Origin of the sequence: Mesorhizobium sp. YR577, assembly GCF_900116595.1 — a bacterium.
Taxonomy (GTDB): Bacteria; Pseudomonadota; Alphaproteobacteria; order Rhizobiales; family Rhizobiaceae; genus Mesorhizobium_M.
The window spans coordinates 170,859-192,681 of record NZ_FPBI01000003.1; the positions used below are offsets into that span (position 1 = coordinate 170,859).

General features: G+C 63.5%; 20 protein-coding genes. 7 read left to right on the plus strand and 13 right to left on the minus strand.

The window, feature by feature from the left end:
* Positions 1 to 185: 185 nt before the first annotated feature.
* The 3 genes from BM413_RS06010 to BM413_RS06020 all read right to left on the minus strand — a co-directional run bounded on the left by BM413_RS06010 (position 186) and on the right by BM413_RS06020 (position 3,123).
* Positions 186 to 1,004 carry an enoyl-CoA hydratase/isomerase family protein gene (locus BM413_RS06010; protein WP_091911413.1) on the minus strand — a complete coding sequence of 273 codons (819 nt, stop codon included), beginning with the start codon at positions 1,002 to 1,004 and terminating at the stop codon, positions 186 to 188.
* A gap of 66 nt (positions 1,005 to 1,070) precedes the next feature.
* The gene (locus BM413_RS06015; RefSeq protein WP_091911415.1) at positions 1,071 to 2,000 is read right to left on the minus strand and encodes a pseudouridine-5'-phosphate glycosidase; all 930 of its coding nucleotides are present in this window, start codon (positions 1,998 to 2,000) and stop codon (positions 1,071 to 1,073) included.
* A 13-nt stretch (positions 2,001 to 2,013) separates the two neighbouring features.
* The gene (locus BM413_RS06020; RefSeq protein ID WP_091911417.1) at positions 2,014 to 3,123 is read right to left on the minus strand and encodes a carbohydrate kinase; all 1,110 of its coding nucleotides are present in this window, start codon (positions 3,121 to 3,123) and stop codon (positions 2,014 to 2,016) included.
* 283 nt (positions 3,124 to 3,406) lie between these two features.
* On the opposite strand from BM413_RS06020, the gene BM413_RS06025 reads away from it, so the two are divergent.
* The 7 genes from BM413_RS06025 to BM413_RS06055 all read left to right on the plus strand — a co-directional run bounded on the left by BM413_RS06025 (position 3,407) and on the right by BM413_RS06055 (position 10,184).
* Entirely contained in the window at positions 3,407 to 4,372 is a 966-nt protein-coding gene (locus BM413_RS06025) for an isopenicillin N synthase family dioxygenase (RefSeq protein ID WP_091911419.1), read from the plus strand.
* Between the two features lie 89 nt (positions 4,373 to 4,461).
* The gene (locus BM413_RS06030; RefSeq protein ID WP_091911738.1) at positions 4,462 to 5,499 is read left to right on the plus strand and encodes an ABC transporter substrate-binding protein; all 1,038 of its coding nucleotides are present in this window, start codon (positions 4,462 to 4,464) and stop codon (positions 5,497 to 5,499) included.
* A gap of 115 nt (positions 5,500 to 5,614) precedes the next feature.
* A complete protein-coding gene (locus BM413_RS06035) occupies positions 5,615 to 6,673 on the plus strand; it encodes an ABC transporter ATP-binding protein (protein ID WP_091911421.1) in 1,059 nt (352 codons plus the stop codon).
* A complete protein-coding gene (locus tag BM413_RS06040) occupies positions 6,670 to 7,530 on the plus strand; it encodes an ABC transporter permease (RefSeq protein ID WP_091911423.1) in 861 nt (286 codons plus the stop codon). The genes BM413_RS06035 and BM413_RS06040 overlap by 4 nt, the downstream gene beginning before the upstream one ends.
* A 1-nt stretch (position 7,531) precedes the next feature.
* On the plus strand, positions 7,532 to 8,314 hold the full coding sequence (locus BM413_RS06045) for an ABC transporter permease (RefSeq protein ID WP_091911425.1): 783 nt from the start codon (positions 7,532 to 7,534) through the stop codon (positions 8,312 to 8,314).
* Between the two features lie 299 nt (positions 8,315 to 8,613).
* Positions 8,614 to 8,793 carry a hypothetical protein gene (locus tag BM413_RS06050; RefSeq protein ID WP_119813757.1) on the plus strand — a complete coding sequence of 60 codons (180 nt, stop codon included), beginning with the start codon at positions 8,614 to 8,616 and terminating at the stop codon, positions 8,791 to 8,793.
* A gap of 113 nt (positions 8,794 to 8,906) precedes the next feature.
* Positions 8,907 to 10,184 (plus strand): hypothetical protein, encoded by a 1,278-nt coding sequence (locus BM413_RS06055; RefSeq protein ID WP_091911428.1) that lies wholly within the window; start codon positions 8,907 to 8,909, stop codon positions 10,182 to 10,184.
* On the opposite strand, the gene BM413_RS06060 is transcribed toward BM413_RS06055, so the two are convergent.
* The 10 genes from BM413_RS06060 to BM413_RS06105 all read right to left on the minus strand — a co-directional run bounded on the left by BM413_RS06060 (position 10,185) and on the right by BM413_RS06105 (position 21,796).
* Positions 10,185 to 10,760 (minus strand): hypothetical protein, encoded by a 576-nt coding sequence (locus tag BM413_RS06060; RefSeq protein ID WP_139238556.1) that lies wholly within the window; start codon positions 10,758 to 10,760, stop codon positions 10,185 to 10,187. It abuts the gene before it with no gap.
* Between the two features lie 11 nt (positions 10,761 to 10,771).
* On the minus strand, positions 10,772 to 11,350 hold the full coding sequence (locus BM413_RS06065) for a hypothetical protein (RefSeq protein ID WP_091911432.1): 579 nt from the start codon (positions 11,348 to 11,350) through the stop codon (positions 10,772 to 10,774).
* On the minus strand, positions 11,347 to 11,934 hold the full coding sequence (locus BM413_RS06070) for a hypothetical protein (RefSeq protein ID WP_091911434.1): 588 nt from the start codon (positions 11,932 to 11,934) through the stop codon (positions 11,347 to 11,349). The genes BM413_RS06065 and BM413_RS06070 overlap by 4 nt, the downstream gene beginning before the upstream one ends.
* A 122-nt stretch (positions 11,935 to 12,056) precedes the next feature.
* A complete protein-coding gene (locus BM413_RS06075; protein ID WP_091911435.1) occupies positions 12,057 to 13,169 on the minus strand; it encodes an SAM-dependent methyltransferase in 1,113 nt (370 codons plus the stop codon).
* Positions 13,141 to 15,807 (minus strand): nitrate reductase, encoded by a 2,667-nt coding sequence (locus BM413_RS06080; protein ID WP_091911437.1) that lies wholly within the window; start codon positions 15,805 to 15,807, stop codon positions 13,141 to 13,143. The genes BM413_RS06075 and BM413_RS06080 overlap by 29 nt, the downstream gene beginning before the upstream one ends.
* A gap of 3 nt (positions 15,808 to 15,810) precedes the next feature.
* A complete protein-coding gene (nirD, locus tag BM413_RS06085) occupies positions 15,811 to 16,140 on the minus strand; it encodes a nitrite reductase small subunit NirD (RefSeq protein WP_091911439.1) in 330 nt (109 codons plus the stop codon).
* 130 nt (positions 16,141 to 16,270) lie between these two features.
* Positions 16,271 to 18,721, minus strand: a complete 2,451-nt coding sequence (nirB, locus tag BM413_RS06090; RefSeq protein ID WP_091911441.1) for a nitrite reductase large subunit NirB — start codon at positions 18,719 to 18,721, stop codon at positions 16,271 to 16,273.
* A gap of 4 nt (positions 18,722 to 18,725) precedes the next feature.
* Entirely contained in the window at positions 18,726 to 19,523 is a 798-nt protein-coding gene (locus BM413_RS06095; RefSeq protein WP_091911442.1) for an ABC transporter ATP-binding protein, read from the minus strand.
* A gap of 9 nt (positions 19,524 to 19,532) precedes the next feature.
* On the minus strand, positions 19,533 to 20,426 hold the full coding sequence (ntrB, locus tag BM413_RS06100) for a nitrate ABC transporter permease (RefSeq protein WP_091911444.1): 894 nt from the start codon (positions 20,424 to 20,426) through the stop codon (positions 19,533 to 19,535).
* A 53-nt stretch (positions 20,427 to 20,479) separates the two neighbouring features.
* The gene (locus BM413_RS06105) at positions 20,480 to 21,796 is read right to left on the minus strand and encodes a CmpA/NrtA family ABC transporter substrate-binding protein (RefSeq protein WP_091911445.1); all 1,317 of its coding nucleotides are present in this window, start codon (positions 21,794 to 21,796) and stop codon (positions 20,480 to 20,482) included.
* Positions 21,797 to 21,823: the final 27 nt, after the last annotated feature.

A 21,823-nucleotide genomic window follows, 5' to 3' on the forward strand; every position in this document is an offset into this window, starting at 1 on the left:
CGGCCGCATATGAAGCACCCCCACCCCTAGCCCCTCCCCACAAGGGGGAGGGGAACTTCGGTGTCGCTTGCGCCGAATTCCGACAGGCTGGGTCGAGAACACTTGACAGTATTCCCCTCCCCCTTGTGGGGAGGGGTTAGGGGTGGGGGTATTGCGCCTGAAGCAGGAATACCCCCCACTTCACCTCAGTCCAGATCCTTGAACGGTCCGTCGCGGAAGGCGAGGTATTCCTTCAGGCTCATCTTGGCGAGGTTGGCCATCCATTCGCGGCCCTGCTTGGTGACATGCAGCGCGGCGATCGCTTCGATGTTGTACTGGAAGGACGGCAGCAGCCCGGCCACCATCTGCTGGTTGTTGATCGACGCCTTGGTGAATTTCAGCGCCGGCACCGGCATGCGTGCCAGTTTGCGGGCGAGGTTTTCGGTCTTCAGCTTGAGCTGGTCGGCGGGCACGATCTTGTTGATGAGGTGCATGCGCAGCGCTTCCTCGGCATCGACGAGATCGCCGGTATACATGAGCCAGCGCACGTCGCGGGTGGCGAGCAGCCAGGGCATCATCAGCGCGGGCGGGCCGGAATTGTGGCGCACTTCCGGTTCGCCGAACTTGGCGTTGTCGGCGGCGATCGCCAGGTCGCAGCACATCATCAATTCGAGCGCGCCGGCCAGCGCATAGCCGTTGATGGAGGCGATGACGGGGATGGGCGCCTTCCAGATGTTGAGCAGCGCCTCGGCATTCTCGCCCATGTCGGAGCGCCAGAAATCGATGTCGACATCGAAATCGCCGCCCTGCAGGTCATAGCCGGAAGAGAAGGCGCGGCCGGCGCCGGTGATGACCAGCGCGTTGACGTCCGGGTCGGCAACGGCAGCGGCCAGCGCCTTGTCGATCTCGCGGATCACCGTCTTGTTCATCGCGTTGAGCTTGTCGGGGCGATTGATGGTGATGGTGGCGAATTTGTCGGTGGCATCCTTTTCGTAAAGGATCGTCTCGAAGGTCTGGTCGCTCATGCTGTCTCCTGGGCAGGCGGTTCGCAGGACCGCCCGCAGGGACGGAACCGGCGGGATTGAATGGAATTACTTAGCCGACTTCTTCAGCCGCGCATGTTCGACGGCGATCCTTGCCGCGAGGGCTGCGTTGTTGCGCACCAGCGCGATGTTGGCCTTGAGGCTGCGGCCCTGCGAAAGCTCGTTGATGCGGGCGAGCAGGAAAGGCGTCAGTTCTTTACGCGAAATGCCTTTCTCGTCGGCTTCCTTCACGGCAGCAGAAATCGTGCCGTCGATGAAGGCGGGATCGAGCGCATCGGCTTCGGGGATGGGATTGGCGATGAGGATGCCGGTGCCGGACGCCATGTCCTCATGCAGGACCATCGCCTCGGCGATCTCGGCGGGGGTGTCGAGACGGTGGTCGGCCTTCTCGCCGCTGGAACGGGTGAAGAAGGCGGGGAAATCGTCGGTGCCATAGGCGATAACCGGCACGCGCTGTGTTTCCAGAAACTCCAGCGTCTTCGGGATGTCTAGGATCGACTTGACGCCGGCGCAGACGACCGTCGTGCCGGTGTGGCCGAGTTCGGTGAGATCGGCGGAAATGTCGAAGGTGGCTTCCGCGCCGCGATGCACGCCGCCGACGCCGCCGGTGGCGAAGATCGAGATGCCGGCAAGGTCGGCCAGCCGCATCGTGGCAGAGACGGTCGTGCCGGCCGAACCCTTGCGCACCATGACGGCGGCTAGGTCGCGCCCCGAGGCCTTCACCACGCCCTTGGCCTGGGCGAGGCTTTCCAGTTCGGCGTCGGTGAGGCCGACGCGGAGTTCGCCATCGATGACAGCGATCGTCGCCGGCACCGCGCCGTTGTCACGCACGACGGACTCGACGCCGCGTGCCGTTTCCAGATTGGCGGGATAGGGCATGCCATGGGTGATGATGGTCGATTCCAGCGCCACGACCGGCCTGCCCTCCCTAAGGGCGGCGGCGACTTCTTCGCTGAGGCGGATGAGTTCTTGGGTCATTCTGGTCTCCCTGTCAGGCGGGGATGCGATACATGCCGGCGGCAAGAAAGCGCGCCGACAGATCGGGGTGAACGCTGGATTCGCTTTCGGTGGTCAGCGTGGCGAGCAGCGCGCCGGTGCGTGCTGCGTTCTGCGTCGGATCGCCCGAAAGCACGCGGTACATGGTGCCGGCGATCATGGCATCGCCCGCGCCGGTGATGTCGACCGGCCGCGCCGGCACCGAGCGCATGGTGACGACACCTTCCTCGGTGGCGACGGCATAGCCATGCGCGCCCATGGTGACGATGACCTCGCCGGCGCCGGCCGCACGCAGTGCTGCGGCTGCATCCTTGGGCTTCAGCCGCTTTTCCGGCTCGGTGATGCCAAGGATCGTGTTGGCTTCGTCATGATTGGTGAAGAGCAGGTCGATGCCGCTCAAATCCTTGGGAAGCTTGGCTGATTTCGGTGACGAAACGGTATCGACCGCCAGCTTGAAGCGGGCGCCCTGCTTGCGCGCGATCAGCGATTCGATGGTTGCGGCGGGCAGGTTGCAGTCGATGAACACCCAGGTCGCGGCGGCCAGATGCGGCCAGAAACGGTCGAGATAGGACGGCGAGAAGAGATCGAAAATCTCCATGTCGGCAATGCCGAGGGCAAGGTCGTTCTTGGGATCCAGGATCGCGGCATATTCCGCCGTCGGCCGTTCCGTGGTGGTGATGACCTGGCTGACATCGGCGCCGAGATCGCGCAGATGGCGGACCAGGGAGCGGCCCGTCTCGTCGTCGCCGACGATGGAGACGAAGGAGATATCGACGCCGAGGCGGACGAGATTTTCGGCAACGTTGCGGGCGACGCCGCCGAAGCTGCGATAGCCGTCGACGGGGTTCGACGTCTCGAAGATCAGTTCTTTCTTGGCGTGGTACTTGCGGTCGAGAACCGCGCCGCCGATGCAGATCATGCGCTTGGAGGCTGGCAGCACATAGCCGCGGCCGAGGATGTAACCCTTGTTGACGAGCTGCACGATGTGGGCCGCCACCGTCGAACGGGCGAGGCCGAGTGCGGTGGCGATGTCCTGCTGACCGGCGAAGGGGTTCGCCGCGATGAGCTCGAGAACCGCTTGCTCCTGTGCTCCAAGGTCGTCCATCGCACCACCCGCAGGGTTGAAATCGCCGTTGAATAATTTCGATATGGACAACAACAGATGATCTTGTCAACATGTGTTTGTGCATATAACGTTTGGTCAACCGGCGTTTCCGCTTCCTGTTTGAAAGCGGAGAACAAGGCACAGAGGAAGGCATCGTGACGCATATGCAAGGTCATCCGCCCTGTCCGTTTTCGCTGCTTCAGCACACTGAAGCGGCCATGCATCGCCTTCGCTTCCTCGCCCTCTCCCATTTCACACCATCAGCAGGAAGGTGACAGCGATCATGCAGTCCGCGCCGCAGACCCAGACAGTGGATCAGGAAATTCCGGTAATCGATATCGGGCCTTTCATCCGAAACGAGGCGGGCGCGAAAACAGTCGTCGCCGAGATCGAAGCGGCTGCCCGCGACACCGGCTTCTTCCTCGTCACCGGCCACGGCGTTTCGCCGGAAAAGACGATGAAGCTCTACAATCTGGCGCGCGCCTATTTCGACCTGTCGGAAGACTATAAGCGCAGCCACGGACGCGGCACCGGCGTGCTCGGCGGCGTTTCCTTCTCGCCGATCGCCGATGAGGCGCTGGCCGCCACCAAGGGCATCAAGACGCCCGGCGACTACAAGGAAAGCCTGAACTTCGGCCTGCGCCTGCCCGGCGATGTCTGGCCCGGACAGCCCGAAGGCATCGAAGCGGCCTTCCACGACTATTTCGCCGAGATGGAAACGCTGGCGCGGCACCTGCGCCGCATCTTCTGCCAGGCGATCGGCCTTGATGCCGACTATTTCGAACCGGCTTTCGACAACCATCTCTCGGCGCTGCGCGTCATCAACTATCCCGAGCAGGAAGAAGACCCCCTGCCCGGCCAGCTGCGCGCCGGCGTCCACACCGACTACGGTTTCATGACCATCCTGCGCTCGGAAGCCTCGTCCGGCGGCCTGCAGGTGCAGAGCCGCGACGGCCGCTGGCTCGACGCGCCTTCGATCGACGGCGCCTATGTCATCAACATCGCTGACGCCTTCATGCGCTGGAGCAATGACGAGTGGGTGTCGACGCCGCACCGCGTCGCCAATCCGCCGCGCGAGAAGAAAGTCTCTTCGCGCCGGCAGTCGATCCCGTTCTTCGTCAATCCGAGCAAGGACACGCTGATCAAGTGCCTGGAGCCCTTCTGCGCCGACGGCAAGCAGGCCAAATACGAGCCGATCAGCTATGGAGACTATATCGACCTGAAGACCAAGCAGGCTTTCGGCCGCTGACGAAATACGGGGCGAGGGCAAGGCGGGGCACAAACGCAACCTTCTCCATCGACTGCAAGACGCACATGAACAACAAAGGGGAACTGGACATGACGAAACTGACGAGACGACAGACATTGGCCGGAATGGGCGCGCTTGGTGCTGCCGGCGTACTCGGAATGCCGGCGATCGCGCAGGCACGCACGCTGATCGTGCCGACGCTTGGCGGCGTGTGGGAACAGTTCTGGCGCTCCACCGTCGCGCCCGATTTCGAGAAGGCATCCGGCGCCAAGGTGACGCTGGATGTCGGCAACGGCCGCGTCTTCGGCGCCAATCTTCGTGCCGCCGGCGCCGACAAGCCGCCCTACTCGGTCATCATGACCAATGAGGTCTTTGCATCGGGCCTGCGCAAGGAAGGTTTCTTCGAGAAGCTCGATCTCGCCAAGATGCCCAACTACAACGACCTCTACCCGCTGGCGCAGGTCGCCGACGGTTTTGGCGCCACCGGCGCGATCTCGCCGATCGGCATCGGCTACCGCACCGACATGGTGAAGACGCCGCCAAAGGCCTGGAAGGATCTCTGGACCAACGAGGAATTCAAGGGCCGCATCGGCCTCTACAATTTCGCCAACAGCGCCGGCAAGATGGAGCTTCTGCTCGCTTCCAAGCTGTTCGGCAAGGACCAGTACGATGTCGATGCCGGCTTCGATGCGCTGGCCAAGCTCGGCCAGGTCGTGCAGGTCGACTTCAACCTCTCGACGGCGCTTTCAGCCGGAGAGATCGTGGTAGCGCCCTTCGATTTCGGCGAGATCGCGCGCCTGCGCAAGCAGGGACTGCCGGTCGACTGCATCGTGCCGGAAGAAGGCATGATCATGTTCGACCAGACCATCAGCATCCTGAAGAACGGCCCGGAAAAGGAGCTCGCCTATGAATATGCGAATTACCTCCTGTCGCCGGAAGTCCAGACGCTGATGGCCAAGGAATTCTTTGTGTCACCGACCAATTCGAAGGTTGTCATTCCGGACGACCTGAAGGCCGATGTTCCGGTATCGGGCGAGGCCATGTCCAAGATCCTGACATGGGACTGGGATTTTGTGAACGAAAAGCAGGGCGATCTCGCCGAACGCTGGGCAAAGACCATCCAGTAGGACGTCCGGAGCATAGCCGGCGCATTCCGTCTGGCGACGGGATGCGCCGACTGCCTTATTCGCCGGGCGCAGCCAAGCCGCGCGCCGGCAGCATAGCGATGTGGAGAATTGATCAATGACAGAGGTTAGCATCGAGAAGCTGACCAAGACCTTCGGCAGCGCGCGCGCCGTCGACGGCATTTCCGTCCGCATTGCAAACGGTGAATTCATCTCGCTGCTCGGCCCTTCCGGCTGCGGCAAGACGACGACGCTGAAGATGATCGCCGGCTTCGAGGATGTCAGCGGCGGCGCGATCCGCTTCGACGGGCAGGACGTGGTCAACGTGCCGGCCGAAAAGCGCGATATCGGCATGGTGTTCCAGAACTATGCGCTGTTTCCGCATATGACGGTGGAGCAGAACCTCGCTTTCGGGCTGGAGATGCGCAAGGTCGCCAAGCCCGAGATGCGCAGCCGCATTTCCCGCGTGCTGGAGATGGTGCAGCTTACCGGCTATGCCGAGCGCTATCCGCGCCAGCTTTCCGGCGGCCAGCAGCAGCGCGTGGCGCTGGGCCGCGCGCTGGTGATTGAGCCCAAGATCCTGCTGCTCGACGAGCCGCTCGCCAATCTCGACGCCAAGCTGCGCGAGGAAATGCGCGTCTTCATCCGCGACCTGCAGCGCCGCGTCGGCATCACCACCGTCTATGTCACCCATGATCAGGCCGAGGCCATGACCATGTCCGATCGCGTCGTCGTCATGTTCGGCGGCCGCATCGCCCAGATCGGCGTGCCCGCCGACATCTATGAGCGGCCTGAGAATCTCGATGTCGCGCAGTTCGTCGGCCAGGTGAATCTGGTCAAGGGCACCGTGCGCGAAGGCGGCAGCGACGGCCGCTGCGCCGTGGAAACGACTTTCGGCGTCATCGAGGTCCACAGCGCCCGGATGCATGCGCCGGGAACCACGGTCACGCTCACCTTGCGGCCGGAAGCCATCGAGCTTGGCGAACCTGGCAAGGGTGCGAAGGGCACGGTGCTTTCCAGCTATTACTCCGGCAGCCTGATCGATTATCGCATCGAACTCGAGGGCGGCGAGATCATCCACACGCAGGCATTTCCCCACAACCGCTTCGCCGACAAGGCACCGGTCGGCGTGTCCGCACCCGCCGACCGCTTCTGGCTGCTGGGAGCCGCGGCATGACACCGGGTAGAACAAAGGGCATCGGCCCTTATCTGCTGATCCTGCCGGCGGTGCTGCTGCTCGGCATCTTTCTCGTCCTGCCCTATCTCAACATCGTCTTGATGAGCTTTCGCGTGCCGGGCCAGGGCACGCCCTATGGCGTGGGCTTTACCGCCGGCAATTACATAAAGTTCTTCACCGACAGTTTTTACATCATGCAGGTGGTCAACACGCTGTGGATCGGCCTGCTGACGACCGCCATCTGCCTCGTCGTCGGCTTTCCCGTCGCCTGGCAGCTCGCCAGGGCCGACATGAAATTTCGCGGGCTGGCCTATGGGCTGGTGCTGTCGCCGCTGCTGGTCGGCATCGTCATCCGCAGCTATGGCTGGACGATCCTGCTCGGCAACAATGGCCTGATCAACCGCACGCTGATGAATATCGGCCTGATCGAGCGGCCGCTGCCGCTGATGTACAATGCGCTCGGCATCGTCATTGCGCTGGTGCATGTCTTCCTGCCCTTCATGATCCTGCCGATCATGGCGGCGATCCAGGGCGTCGATCCCTCGCTGCATGCCGCGGCGCGCTCGCTTGGTGCCTCGAAGACAACGGCCTTCCGCCGCATCATCCTGCCGCTGTCGCTTCCGGGCATACAGGCCGGCTGCATCCTCGTCTTCGTGCTGTCGCTCAGCGCCTATGTGACGCCGTCGCTGATCGGCGGCCTGCGCGTCAAGACCATGGCCGTGACGGTGGTCGACGCGCTGATCGACACGTTCCAGTGGCCATTCGGCTCGGCACTGGCGCTCTGCCTGTCGGTGACGGGCGCGATCGCGGTGGTCATCTTCGCCCGCCTGACGCGCATGAAATGGAAGGCATCCTGACATGTCGAGAAAAGTTCTCACGGTCTACTGCCTTCTCGTCTACGCCTTCCTGCTGGCGCCGATCCTCGTGGTGGTCGGGGCTTCGTTCAATGCGGGCTCGTTCCTGACCTTCCCGCCACAGGGCCTGTCGCTGCGCTGGTACGTGACCTTCTTCAACAATGAAGTGTTCATGCGGGCGATCCGGACATCGCTGTGGGTGGCGGCGGTCTCTACCGTCATTTCTACGCTCATCGGCACGGCCGCGGCGCTCTACTATGTGCAGCATGCGGGCCGTGGCAAGGAAGCGATCCGCATCGCCATGCTTTCGCCGCTGCTCTTACCCGAAGTGCTGACGGCGATCTCGCTGCTGTTCTTCGTCTATTCGGTCGGCATCGGCACGCAGACGATGTTCGCCATGATCGTCGGCCATGTGCTGATCACGCTGCCCTTCGTCTTCATCAACGTCTCGGCCTCGCTGGAAACCTTCGATCCGGCGTGGGACATGGCCGCGCGCAGCCTGGGTGCCGGGCGCTTCACGCGCTTTCGCCGCATCATGCTGCCGCTTATCAAGCCCGGCGTCATCGGCGGCGCGCTGTTTGCCTTCATCATCTCCTTCGACATCTTCACCATCTCCTTCATGCTGAAGGGGATCGGAACGTCGACATTGCCGATCCAGCTGTTCGACTATCTGCGCACCAACTTCACGCCGGAGGCGGCAGCCGTCTCGACCGTGTCGATCGTGCTGACGCTGGTGGTGGTGATCGTGTCGGAAAAGGTGCTCGGCCTGCGCATTCACCGCTTCTGACGGGCTTTTCGCCGGCAAAACAGTATCGCCGCAGGCCAATGCGGCGAACCCCCGCCAAACCATCTAGCTCGTCCGGTGCAAAAAAGCGCCTGCGGACAGTCAGTTCGTAGGAGGCACATGCTACCGCCAACGGGCGAATGCATAACCACCTTTTCCCATCTGCCAATAAGCACCGTCCATGACTGATGGTGGGCTCTGGCCAATAACAGGCAACAGGTCAGCAAGAGGCTCGGCGACACTTTTTGAATCCACTCGTGAAGCTCGCCGAGCCTCATGAACCGTGAAAGATGGGCGAAAGAATGGACATCGTTGACGAAATGCTGGGCATGGCGCGGGACCCGGCCACCTTCACCAAGGACGATCTGGCCGAGATGGTGCTCGTTGCCGCGACCGAGATCATCAAGCTTCGGCAGTTTCCGCCGGTCTGGGTGAAGCAGGCTGGCACAACCGGCTCGCGCCGGGTAAAGCGCGCGGCCTGACCGCAGCAACCAGAGCGGACGCAGCAACCTGCAGGGGTAAAAAACCTCGCCGGCACTTCAATCCTCGCGCGAAAGCCCCTAAAATGCTTGCGGGGGCGTCGTGAGAGATTCGCATGCTTGCAGACGTCGCAGCGCCGTTTGCGCTGACCTTCCGCCTGTTGTGGCGTTTCTGGCCGCAGCTTGTCGCACTCGTGCTCATAGGCATCATCGCCGGCGACCTGCTTATGCTGCTCGCCGCCAAGGCCGCCTTTCTCAACCACATGCTGGGGCTGGCGCTGCTGACTTTCGTGGCGCTCACCCAACTGATCGTCACCGTCGCGATGTTCCAGGTTCTGCGGCCGGGACTGCCGGAAATCAGTGCTGCGCAGGAAGAGGCCGAAAGCGAAGCGGCAGGGCCGGCGAAAGACCGCGGCAAGACGCGCTTTGCCTCGATGATCACCATCGCGCTCCTGCCCTTCTTCGCCTACTACGCCACATGGGGTTTTCTCGGCGATACGGTGCGGCAGTATTCGCGCATGGCGCTCGACATGGCGCCGTTCGGCGAGCGCGCCAACGTTCTCGACGTTCTGGATTCGCGCTGGCTGCTGGTGTCGGTGGCCATTTCCTGGGCGGTGCGAAAGCTGGCCCAGACCATGCAGAAAAGGTCGGCCTACTCCTTCTGGCAGATCGTCGTCGTGATCTGCGAGACCAACTGGATCTTCGTCGGTCTCTATGTGCTCAGCCGCTGGAAGGACGATTGGCTGGCCTGGGTCATGAGCCGCAATTTCTGGAGCTATTTCCAGGCCATGAACGATGCGGTCGTCTCTTCGGCGCACGCGGCCTCCATGGTGCCGGTGGAAGTATCGTCGATCGGGCTGGCGACGACCCTGAACAATCTGTTCTGGTACATGATGCTACCGGTGATCTGGCTGGTGATGACCGCGCTGGTCTATGGCTACGACGTGCGTGACGACAAGGAACTGATGCGCATCCACAGCCGCGTCGAGCGCTTCGGCGAGCGCTACAAGGCGGTGCCGGCTTTCCTGCGCGACTTCGTCGAACACTTCATCAGCGGCTATCGCTCGCGCTATCTGCCGATCGCCAATGGCGTGCGCATCACCTTGAACTCGGGCGTTATCCTGATCGTCACGCTGATCGTCGGCTATCGCTTCATCGACTGGGCCGCCGCGTGGCTCTGGCTCGGCTCGGCGCGGCTGATCGGCCCGCACGACCTCGATCTCTGGCAGATCCTTTCGAAGGGCGTGTCGCTGCTGTTCGGCAGTCCCTTCCAGGATTCGTCCACCGGCATCCTCATCGAGCCGCTACGCATCTGCTTTCTCGCAGCAATCCTCGAAACAGCCTTCTCGCTGCCGAAACGCGCGCAGGCAGCGGTGCCGCAACCGGCGGAATGATCAGGAGCGTTTGAAGCGCAGATAATACGGCCGCTCGCTGCCCAGGCCGACCGTCGGCACGACGGTGGCGAGTGCTTCCTTCGGGATGACGAAGGTTTCGCGAATCTTCACGGTGTCGCCCGTCTTGGCGCCCGAAAAGACCGTCGAATTGCAGGTCGCCATGTCGTCCACACGCGAATTGCTGACATAGGACGGCAGCCACGAGCGCCCTGATGCATCGACAAGGCTGATCTTGCAGCCAAGCCAGGCCTGTTCGAGATTGGCATCGCCGATCCTGACGGTGAAATCGACGAAGACCGGTGCCGATCCGGGCGGGATGCGCAGCGCACTCGTGTCCTTCATCGTCTGCATGTTTTCCAGCCGCCAATCGCTGCCGCCGAAATGCACATCCTTGAGCGGCTCCGCCTCGCGCGCAACGAGGTCGTTCAGCGTGAGATAGTCGACCACCTGGCTGTAGGCCGAAACACCCAGCGTGGCCGGCACAAGAACCAAAAGCATCCACAGAGCCCGGCGACGCCACTTCCGCTCCGCCCCGTCGTACTCGGGCTCGTCAACGGCGGTGTCTGAAACGGTCATCGGGCCCTTCCTCAGATTGGCTGATCGAGATCAAGGATGTCGACGACGCCCTGCGGCACGCCGTCAGGTCCGAGCTGCAGCCGGTCCAGCGCGATGTTCGCCTGCGAGTCGAGGGCGGAGAAGACGGCATGCTGAAACACCAGCGTCGCATTTCCAATCTCGCCCGGCGGCAGCTCGAACAGGAACAGGCCGCGTTGCGGAAGACCGGGGGCGACGGAGATCGGCGGCAGGTCGGAGCGGGAAGAGAACCGTTCCGTCTGATGATACTTCAATCCAGTCGGCCCCAGCCAGGTGGCTGCACCAACCCCGGTCGTCCTCTCGCGGGCGGCAACATCCGCAGCCACCACCGCCCACAGCCCGCCGGTGGTCAAGGTTCTCTGCTTGCCGAATTCGGTTGCTTTCAGCTCGCGCGCAAAAACGACCTTGCCGATCTGCACATTAAAGAGACGCGTCTCGACCTTGTCCGCCATCGAGCCATGGACAGGTATCGGCGCGATGAGGTCCTTGTAACGCGGCTTGGTGGATTGCATGCCGTAGCAGACGACCGCCGCCGCACCGAGCGCTGCGATGTTGAAGACCCAGCGCATCATGACTGGCTCTCAGCGGCTTTCGCCTCGACCGGCATTTCAACGCGGCCCAGCTCACGCTCGTTGAACCAGCCAGGCGTGCCGTAGAGATTGTCCTGCGGCTTGTAGGTCTTGGTGTTCACGACGAGAGGAAGCTCATCCGGCAAGGCAACCGCCTTGGGGAAGGTCCAGACATAGGCCATGCGTTCCATCATGCCGGGATGGAGCGCCGGCGTCATGCTGCCGTCGCGGGTCAGGATGACGGCCGGCTGCTCGCTCTGCCCGCCAAGCGGCGGCGCAAGCTGGAACAGCGTGAAATAGTCCTTCGCCGATTCGGCGGTGCGGTTGGTCATCTCGACCTCGAGCACAAGGGCCTGCTGATCCTGCTTGACCGGCAGGTTATAGACTCGGTCGGTGCCGACATAGGCCCGCAATGGCCGCACGAGCCACTGGCCCGTCTCGATCTGGCTGTCGCGTGCCAGCACCGGTGTTTCCGGCTGCGGCAGCGCGCCGAAGGCGCCGAGCAGGCCTGCTACCGTGACTGCCGCCAGGGTTCCCGCACCGACGGTGAACCACGTTTTCACTTTGCCACGTATCGCGCCGAACATGGGTTCCGTTCCCCTATTTCGAATCGATAAGCGCCCCGCCGACTATAACTTAAGAGCTAAATCCTTTGGATGGAACCGCCAGCGCGAGCACAACCGCCGCGATTGGAGCGGAACGCGGTGAATCAGGCCACCGAACGCATGGATTCTGGGCGCATTCGCTCAGCCGAAGCAGCATTGAATGCAAGCTTTGCAGCCATGTCGATCACTACGCCGGGGACGAGATCGACCTGAATGCCCTCGCTTTCGATCCGGTCGATCGCAGCATCCGCGTGTCTATCGTGCGTCGGATCACCTGCGATGAGCCAGACGACATGCTTGCCGGATCTGGCGAGCGCGATCATCTGTTCGCATATGCTCTGACGTTCACTGCCCTCGACGCGGATGCGCTGCGCTTCGCGGCGGGCAAGCTCCAGCGCTTCGCCTGTCACGACATCGTCGAACAGGATGATGTCAGCCGCCTGCAGGACGCGGACGGCCTTGATCGTCAGCAGCTCCGCCTCGCCCGGCCCGGCGCCGACCAGCGTGATCCGGCCAGCCATCTGATCAGGATTTGCGGCGATGCTGTTTGCCTCGCGAAAGAGGCCGCTCGCCTCGCGCTGCGTGAACGGCCTGTCGAAAGCACGCCGGACAAAGCGCTCCCAGAAGTCGCGCCGCGGCGTACCGGCGACCAGCCGCGCGTTGATGGAAGCGCGCATCATCTGCGCCCAATGCGCCCATGCCGAAAGCGATGCCGGCAGCAGCGTCTCGATCCGGCGACGAATGGACTGAGCAAGAATGGGTGCAGCGCCGGCCGTCGAGATGCCGATAACGACGGGCGAACGATTGACGATCGAGCCGAACTGGAACTGACAGAACTCAGGCTTGTCTATGACATTGACCGGGACACCGGCCGCGATTGCCGCCGCATGAAACGCCTTTGCCTCATCTTCGCAGGCAGCATCGGCCACCGCGATCGCCATATCTTCGAGAACCTCTGCGCTCCAGCCCTCGTCGTGATGGACGACGCTTCCGTTCTCGATAAGTGGAACGAAATCGGCGCACAACTCGCTGGCCGGTGCAAAGACATGCACTTGCGCACCGGCGGCAGCAAGAAGCTCGGCCTTCCAAAGTGCCGCCTTCGAGCCGCCGGCGACCAGGACGCGCTTGTCATCGAGGCTGAAGAAGACCGGCAGGACGGACAGCCTGCCCATGCGCGCCGGAGCGCGCTCACTCCGCCGCTTGAAGACGCCGTGCATCGATGATCCCCTTGATTTCGGCGCGGCAGGAGCCGCAATTCGTGCCGGCCTGGAGGGCGGCACCGATGGCCTCGACGCTGGCGCAGCCGCCCTGCACTGCCTGCGCGATCTGGTTGGCGCCGACACTGAAGCATGAGCAGACTATGGCGCCGCGATCGGCCTGGTTGCCGCCCGGCCGTCCCGCAACCACCGCCAGGCGCATGCGGCGGTCGGCATGGGTCGTGCTCAGCTGCTCCACCGCCCAGCCGCGCGACACGGCCACCGGCTCGCGGGCGAGATAGAGTGCGTCTGTGAGCCGTTCACCGACGAAGCGGGCAAAACGGTGCTGGCCGTTTGCGGTATCGTGATAGGCGAGCGTCTCGCCGTTCTCCTCATGGCCGAAAAGCTTGGCGGCAAAAGCCGTCCAGTCCCGGCTCTCGCTCAAAGCCAGTTCGACGCGCCAGCCGCCATTGCTGCGGGCGATGCTCCAATAGTCGGCGTCGATGGCTGCGGGGCGTTCAGCCAGCACGGCAAAGCCGAAGGCATGGGCGGCGAAGCGCTCCATGCGCACCGGGACATTCTTGGACGCCGGCTGGCCGGACACCGGGTCGGTGACGGGTGCGACCAGTGCATCGACGCGCGCCTTGGATGCGAACTGATCGGTCCAGTGCATCGGCACGAAGACCGAGCCGGGCTGCTGGCGCGGCGTTACCAATGCGCGCAGCAGCGCTTCGCCATGGACGGTCATGACGCGGACGATGTCGGCATCGCTTATACTGTTGCGGCGGGCATCCGATGGATGGATTTCGGCAAACGGCTCGGCCAGATGCTGCGACAGGCGCTGGCTTTTGCCGGTGCGCGTCATGGTGTGCCAATGGTCACGCACGCGGCCCGTGTTGAGGGTGAGTGGGTAAGCGTTGTCAGCCCGCTTTAGGGGCGCGGGCATGACCGGCACGAACCACGCCTTGCGGTCGGGCGTGAAGAAATTGCCATGGGCGAAGAAGCGGGTTTCCTTCCCACCAGAGTAATCAGGTGCTGGCCACTGAAACGGCGTGAGCGCCTCATAATTTTCGTCGTCGACCCCCGCATAAGCGCCGATATCGAAATCGCGCGCGCCATTATTCTCGAAAGCCGACAGAGTGGCATGTTCGGCGAAAATCTCAGCCGGCGCGTCATAAGAAAACGCCTCGGCAAAACCCATGCGCTTGGCCACCTCAGCCATCGCCCACCAGTCCGGTCGCGCCTCGCCGGGTGGTGGCAGAAAGGCGCGCTGGCGCGAGATGCGGCGCTCCGAATTGGTGACCGTGCCGTCCTTCTCGCCCCAGCCCGTGGCCGGCAGTTTTACATGGGCGTGGCGGATCGTATCGGTATTCGCTGCAATGTCGGAGACGACGACGAAGGGACAGGCGCGCAGCGCGGCTTCCACGGCGTCGGCATCGGGCATGGAGTCGGCCGGGTTGGTGGCCATGATCCACAGCGCCTTGATGCGGCCGTCTGCAATGGCGCGAAACATTTCGACCGCTTTCAGGCCGGGCTTTTCGGCGATTGCCGGTGCGTGCCAGAAACGCTGGACGCGGTCGCGGTGCTGCGGGTTCTCGATCTCCATATGGGCGGCCAGCATGTTGGCGAGCCCGCCAACCTCGCGCCCGCCCATGGCATTGGGCTGGCCGGTGACAGAGAACGGCCCCATGCCCGGCCTGCCGATGCGGCCCGTCGCCAGATGGCAATTGATGATGGCGTTGACCTTGTCGGTGCCGGAGGCGGACTGGTTGACGCCCTGGCTGTAGACGGTGACCGCGCGCTGCGTTTGCGCAAACAAGGAATAGAACCGTGCGAGCATTTCTTGCGCGATGCCCGTGCGATTGGAAACGGCGGCGAGATCGGGAGCCCCGGCCACCGAAAGCGCGTCGTCAAAACCATTCGTGTGCCGGCTAATATAATCTCGATCCAGATGCCCATTATCGGCCAGATAGGTGAGCAGGCCGGTGAAGAGCGCAGTATCGCCGTCCGGGGCGATGGCGAGATGCAGGTCGGCGATGTCGGCGGTCATGGTGCGGCGCGGGTCGATCACAACGATCTTCATATCGGGCCGCTTTTCCCTCGCAGCGACGATGCGCTGATAGAGCACTGGGTGGCACCAGGCGAGGTTGGAGCCGACCAGCACGATCAGGTCGGCAAGTTCCAGATCCTCATAGGTGCCGGGCACCGTGTCCGAGCCGAAGGCGCGGCGGTGGCCGGCAACGGACGAGGCCATGCAAAGCCGCGAATTGGTGTCGATATTGGCCGAGCCGAAAAAACCCTTCATCAGCTTGTTGGCGACGTAGTAATCCTCTGTCAGCAACTGTCCCGAGACGTAGAACGCTACCGAATCCGGCCCGTGCTCGGCGATTGCCTGCGAGAATTTCGTGGCGACGAGATCGAGCGCCTCATCCCAGCCGGCGCGGTGGCCCTGGATTTCGGGATAGAGCAGGCGATCGTCGAGGTCGATGGTCTCGGCCAGTGCCGAGCCCTTGGAGCAGAGTCGTCCGAAATTGGCCGGATGGTCGGGGTCGCCGCGAACGGTTATCTTCCCGTTCGCGGCGACCTCGGCCAGCACGCCGCAACCCACCCCGCAATAGGGGCAGGTGGTCCTCACCTCGCGCGCTTCCTCCGTTTGCATGCCTCACGCCGCCCGGTCAGCCGGCGCTTCCAGCGCGATGAACAGCCGTTCGCCATCGACCCGCACCGGAATGGTTTTCACCGCGCCTTCATCCGCACCGAGCGCCTTGCCGGTTTCAAGCGAAATCACCCAGTTGTGCAGCGGGCAGGTGACCGCCGCGCCATGGACGATGCCCTGGCTGAGCGGGCCGCCCTTGTGCGGGCAATGGTCCTCGATGGCGAAGACCTGATCGTCGGCCGTGCGAAACACCGCGATCTTGCCTTGCGGCGTCGCCACGCAGCGCGCACCGCGCCGGGGGATATCGGTGATGGTGCCGATGGCGATCCAGTTCATTGGGACAATCTCCTTGAAATGAATCGTGCGGTGGCTTTACCCCCACCCCACAAGGGGGAGGGGGATTCGAAAACGCTGCTGCCAAGTCCCCCTCCCCCTTGTGGGGAGGGGTTGGGGGTGGGGGTCTCTTTCACTCCGCCGCCTCCGCAAAACCCACCATCGCCATCGGCCGGAACTCGTGCTTGTCCTTGCCGGAAACGCGTTCCGACCATGGATCGACCTGGGCGAATTTCTGGGAGAAGACGAAGCGCTCGTAATAGGCGCGGCGCTTTTCGCCGTCGTCCATGATCTGGCGGCGGATTTCGTCGAGGCCGACGCGCTTGGCCCATTTGTAGATGCGCTCGAGATAGCGCGCCTGCTCGCGGTACATCTGTGTCAGCGCCACGATGTGCTCCAGCGCCTCGTCCTCGGTCTTGACCTGCCCCAGAACCTCGGTGCCCTTGATGTCGAGACCGGCAGCGCCGGCGAAATGGATTTCGAAGCCTGAATCCACGCAGATGACGCCGACATCCTTGCAGGTCGCCTCGGCGCAGTTTCGCGGGCAGCCGGACACCGCCATCTTCAGCTTGGCCGGCGTCCACGAGCCCCACATGAATTTCTCGATGCGGATGCCGAGGCCCGTCGAATCCTGCGTGCCGAATCGGCACCAGTCGGAGCCGACGCAGGTCTTCACCGTGCGCAGGCCCTTGGCATAGGCATGACCGGAGACGAAGCCCGCCTGCCCCAGATCGGCCCAGACGGCGGGCAGGTCCTCCTTGCGGATGCCGAGCATGTCGATGCGCTGGCCGCCGGTGACCTTGACCATCGGGATGTCGAACTTGTCGACCACATCGGCAATGGCGCGCAGCTCGTGGGAGTTGGTGACGCCGCCCCACATGCGCGGCACCACCGAATAGGTGCCGTCCTTCTGGATGTTGGCGTGGACGCGCTCGTTGATAAAGCGCGACTGATAGTCGTCGGCATATTCGTCCGGCCAGTCGGCGACGAGATAGTAGTTCAGCGCCGGGCGGCACTTGGCGCAGCCGCAGGAGGTCTGCCATTCCAGCTCCTGCATCACCGCCGGAATGGTCTTCAGGCCCTTCACCTTGATCAGCCTGCGCACCTCGTCATGGCCGAGTGCGGTGCAGGAACACATGGGCTGCACGGCGGCGGGGTTGTATGTGTCGCCCAGCGTCAGCACCATCAGCTTCTCGACCAGCCCGGTGCAGGAGCCGCAGGAAGCGGAAGCCTTGGTGTGGGCGCGCACATCATCGAGAGAGGTCAGCCCCCTGGCCGTGATCGTGCCGGTGATCTTGCCCTTGCAGACGCCGTTGCAGCCGCAGATTTCCGCATCATCCGGCAAGGCTGCAACGGCCGCCATAGGGTCCAGCGGCGACCCTCCCTGATACGCCTGGCCGAAGATGAGCGTTTCGCGCATCTCCGAGATGTCGGTGCCCTTCTTCTTCAGGTCGTTGAACCAGGCACCGTCGGCCGTCTCGCCATAAAGCACGGTGCCGATGATGCGGTTATCCTTCAGCACGAGGCGCTTGTAGACGCCGGCGGAGGCGTCGCGCAGCACGATCTCCTGCCGGTCGTCGCCGTCGGCGAAATCGCCGAGCGAGAACAGGTCGATGCCGGTGACTTTCAGCTTGGTCGGCGTGTCGGAATGGACGAAGCCGGCTCCCTCCTCGCCGGCAAGCCGTGCCGCCGTCACGCGCGCCATCTCGTAGAGCGGCGCGACGAGGCCATAGACCTGCCCGCCGACCTCAGCGCATTCGCCCAACGCATAGATATCTGGATCGGAGGTCTGCATGCCGGCATCGACGACAATGCCGCGATTGACCGCCAGCCCGGCATCCTTCGCCAGGGCCGCGTTCGGCCTTATGCCGACAGCCATCACCACCAGCGTGGCCGGAACGATGGTGCCGTCGGCCAGTTCGACGCCGTCGACCTTGCCGTTGCCAACGATCGCCTTGGTGTTGGCCTTGGTCATCACCTTGATGCCGCGTTCCTCCACCGCCTTCTGCAAGAGGTAGCCGGCGGCAGGGTCGAGCTGGCGTTCCATCAGCGTGGGCATGACATGCAGCACGGTGACGTCCATGCCCTGCATGCTCAGCCCCGCCGCCGCTTCCAGCCCGAGCAGGCCGCCGCCGATCACCACCGCCTTCGCCCGCGATTGGGCGGCGAGCAGCATGGCCTGCACGTCGTCAAGGTCGCGGTAGGACAGAACGCCCGGCAGATCGTGGCCGGGAACAGGAATGATGAAGGGCACCGAGCCGGTGGCGATGACCAGCCGGTCGTAGCGTTCGGTGACGCCGTGATCCGAGGTCACGGTTTTCGCCGCGCGGTCGAGGGCGACGATCTTGTGGCCCTTGTAAAGCGTCACCCCATTGGCGACGTACCAGCCATCGCCGTGGATGACGATTTCCTCGAAGGTCTTCTCGCCCGACAGAACGGGCGAAAGCATTATGCGGTCGTAATTGACGCGCGGCTCGGCGTTGAAGATCTTGACGTCGAAGCGGCCGGGCGCCTTCTCGAACAGATGCTCCAGCATCCTGCCCGGCGCCATGCCGTTGCCAATGATGACGAGTTTCTCGGTCATGGTGCTACTCCGCCGCTTCCACGAAGCGGTGACGCTCGTAGAGGAATTTCAGCACCGCCTCGCGGCAACGCAGATAGGTTCGATCGGAAGCGAGCTCGACGCGCTTGCGCGGCCGGTCGAGCGGCACGTCGAGCACCTCGCCAATGCGCGCGGCGGGACCGTTGGTCATCATGACGATGCGGTCGGAGAGCAGCACGGCCTCGTCGACATCATGGGTGATCATGATCATCGTGTTGCCGAGCCTTGCATGGATATCCATCACCGCATCCTGGAGATGCGCCCGCGTCAGCGCGTCGAGCGCGCCGAAAGGTTCGTCGAGCAGCAGGATCTTCGGTTCCATGGCGAGTGCACGGGCAATGCCGACGCGCTGCTTCATGCCGCCGGAAATCTCGGCCGGACGCTTGTCCGAGGCGTGCGCCATCTGGACGAGGTCGAGATTGCGCATGATCCAGTCGTGCCGCTCGGCTTTGGTCCTGGTCGAACCGAACACCTTGGCAACCGCGAGATTGACGTTTTCGTAGACGGTGAGCCAGGGCAGCAGGCTGTGGTTCTGGAACACCACGGCGCGCTCCGGACCGGGGCTGTCGACCTCCTTGTCCTCAAGCAGCACCGCGCCGGCCGAAACCTTGGTCAGGCCGGCGATGAGGTTGAGCAGCGTGGACTTGCCGCAGCCGGAATGGCCGATGATGGACACGAACTCGCCCTGGTCAATGCCGAGCGTGATGCCCTTCAGCACTTCGGTGCGGGTACCGCCGCGGGTGAAGGACTTGTCGATGTGATCGAGCTTCAGATAGGGCTTCATGATGTTTCCTCAGCTCGCGGACGTGCCGCGTGTGACGAAGGCGCCGACCGCCGCAACCAGCCGGTCGAGCATGAAGCCGACCACGCCGATATAGACGAGCGCCACGATGATGTCCGGCAGGCGCGAGGAGTTCCACGCGTCCCAGATGAAGAAGCCGATGCCGACGCCGCCGGTCAGCATTTCCGCCGCCACGATCGCCAGCCAGGACAGGCCGATGCCGATCCTCAAGCCGGTGAAGATGTAGGGAGCGGCGGCCGGCACCATGATCTTGAAGAAGAATTCGAGCGGGTTGAGCCGCAGGATCTGCGCGACATTGCGGTAGTCCTGCGGGATGTTCCTGACGCCGACCGCCGTGTTGATGATCACCGGCCAGATGGCGGTGATGAAGATGACGAAAAGGGCTGCCGGATTGGAATCGCGGAAAGCGGCGAGCGCAAGCGGCAGCCAGGCAAGCGGCGGCACCGTGCGCAATATCTGGAACACCGGGTCCAGCCCGCGCATGGCCCAGACCGACTGGCCGATCAAGGCACCGATGGCCACGCCGACGACGGCAGCGAGCCCGAAACCAACCGCCACGCGCTGCAGCGACGCAAGGATGCGCCAACCGAGGCCGACATCCTGCGGCCCGAAGTTGAAGAAGGGATGCACGATCAGATCATAAGCCTCGCTCCAGACCTGTGTGGGCGGCGGCAGGCTGGCGCCGGGCGACGAACAAGCCGCCTCCCAGACCAGGAGGATGACGAGAACGACGACGGCCGGCGGCAGAACGGCGGATGCGACGCGGCGGGTGAGTGCGACCACGTCGAAACGCGACGATGGTTTTGCCGGCAAAGCGACGACTTCGGACGGCCGGGACGGCGCGGCCATTTCGGCGGCATGCTCCTTGAGAGCGTGTACGGTCATACAAAAAACTCCAGGGGATCGTTGCGGCGCGGCGGGCAGCCGCGCCGGCGGGATCAGGACGCGACCTTGATCGAAAGCGATTCGAGATAGGCGGACGGGTTTTCTGGATCGAAGACCTTGCCGTCGAAGAAGGTTTCCGGCCCACGCGACGCCGAGGCCGGAATATCGGCTTCGGCGACGCCGAGTTCCTTGGCCGCCTCCCGCCACAGATCCTCGCGATTGACCTGCCCGACCAGTGCCTTGATGTCTGTGTCAGGCGCGAACTTGCCCCAGCGGATGTTCTCGGCGAGGAACCAGCTTTCGTGGCTGCGGAACGGGTAGGAGACGCCGCCCTTCCAGAACTTCATGTACAGATCGGTGCCGGTGGCGACGCGGCCATTGCCATAATTAATATCGCCCTTGAGGCGGCCGATGATGTCGGCGGGCGGCACGTTGAACCATTGCCGCTTGCCGAGGATGGCGCTCATCTCCTCCTTGTTTTCCATGGCGTCGCACCATTGCTGGGCTTCCATGACGGCCATCAGCATGGCCTTCACCGCATTCGGGTTCTTCTCGATAAAGTCTGCGCGCAGGCCGAAGGTCTTTTCGGGATGGCCCTTCCACAGCTCGCCCGTCGTGGCGGCGGTGAAGCCGATGCCCTGATGCACGAGTTGCTCGTTCCACGGTTCGCCGACGCAGAAGGCATCCATGTTGCCGACCTTCATGTTGGCGACCATCTGCGGCGGCGGCACGACGATGGTGGAGACATCCTTGTCCGGATCGATGCCGCCGGCGGCGAGCCAGTAGCGAATCCACAGGTCGTGGGTGCCGCCGGGGAAGGTCATGGCGACCTTCACGTCCTTGCCTTCGGCCTTCTTTTTCGCGAATGCTTCCCTCAGTTTCGAGGAGTCCAGCGTCACGCCGGTTTCGGCATATTCCTGCGCGACCGAGATGCCCTGGCAGTCGTAGTTGAGCCGTGCCACGATCGCCATCGGCAGCGGCTGGTTGTTCTGCGTCACCTTGCCGGTGTGCATGAGGTAGGGCATCGGCGTCAGGATATGCGCGCCGTCGATGCCGTTGGCCTCGCCACCGAGAACGAGATTGTCACGCGTTGCACCCCATGAGGCCTGCTTCAGCACTTCGACATCGGGCATGCCGTGCTTTTCGAAAAAACCCTTTTCCTTGGCGACGACCAGCGGCGCGGCATCCGTCAGCGCGATGAAGCCGAGCTTGGCGCCGGTCACTTCCGGGGCCGAGGTCGCGGCATAGGCGCCCGACGGGAAAAGCTTGCGCGCCGCCACGAACATGGCCGCCGTGGTTGCGCTGCTGACGAGGAAGTCGCGGCGCGTCAGCGCCTTCAGGGATGATCCAGTCTCGATCCGTTTCGTCATCGGTGTCTCCGGCTGGGCGCAGGGAGG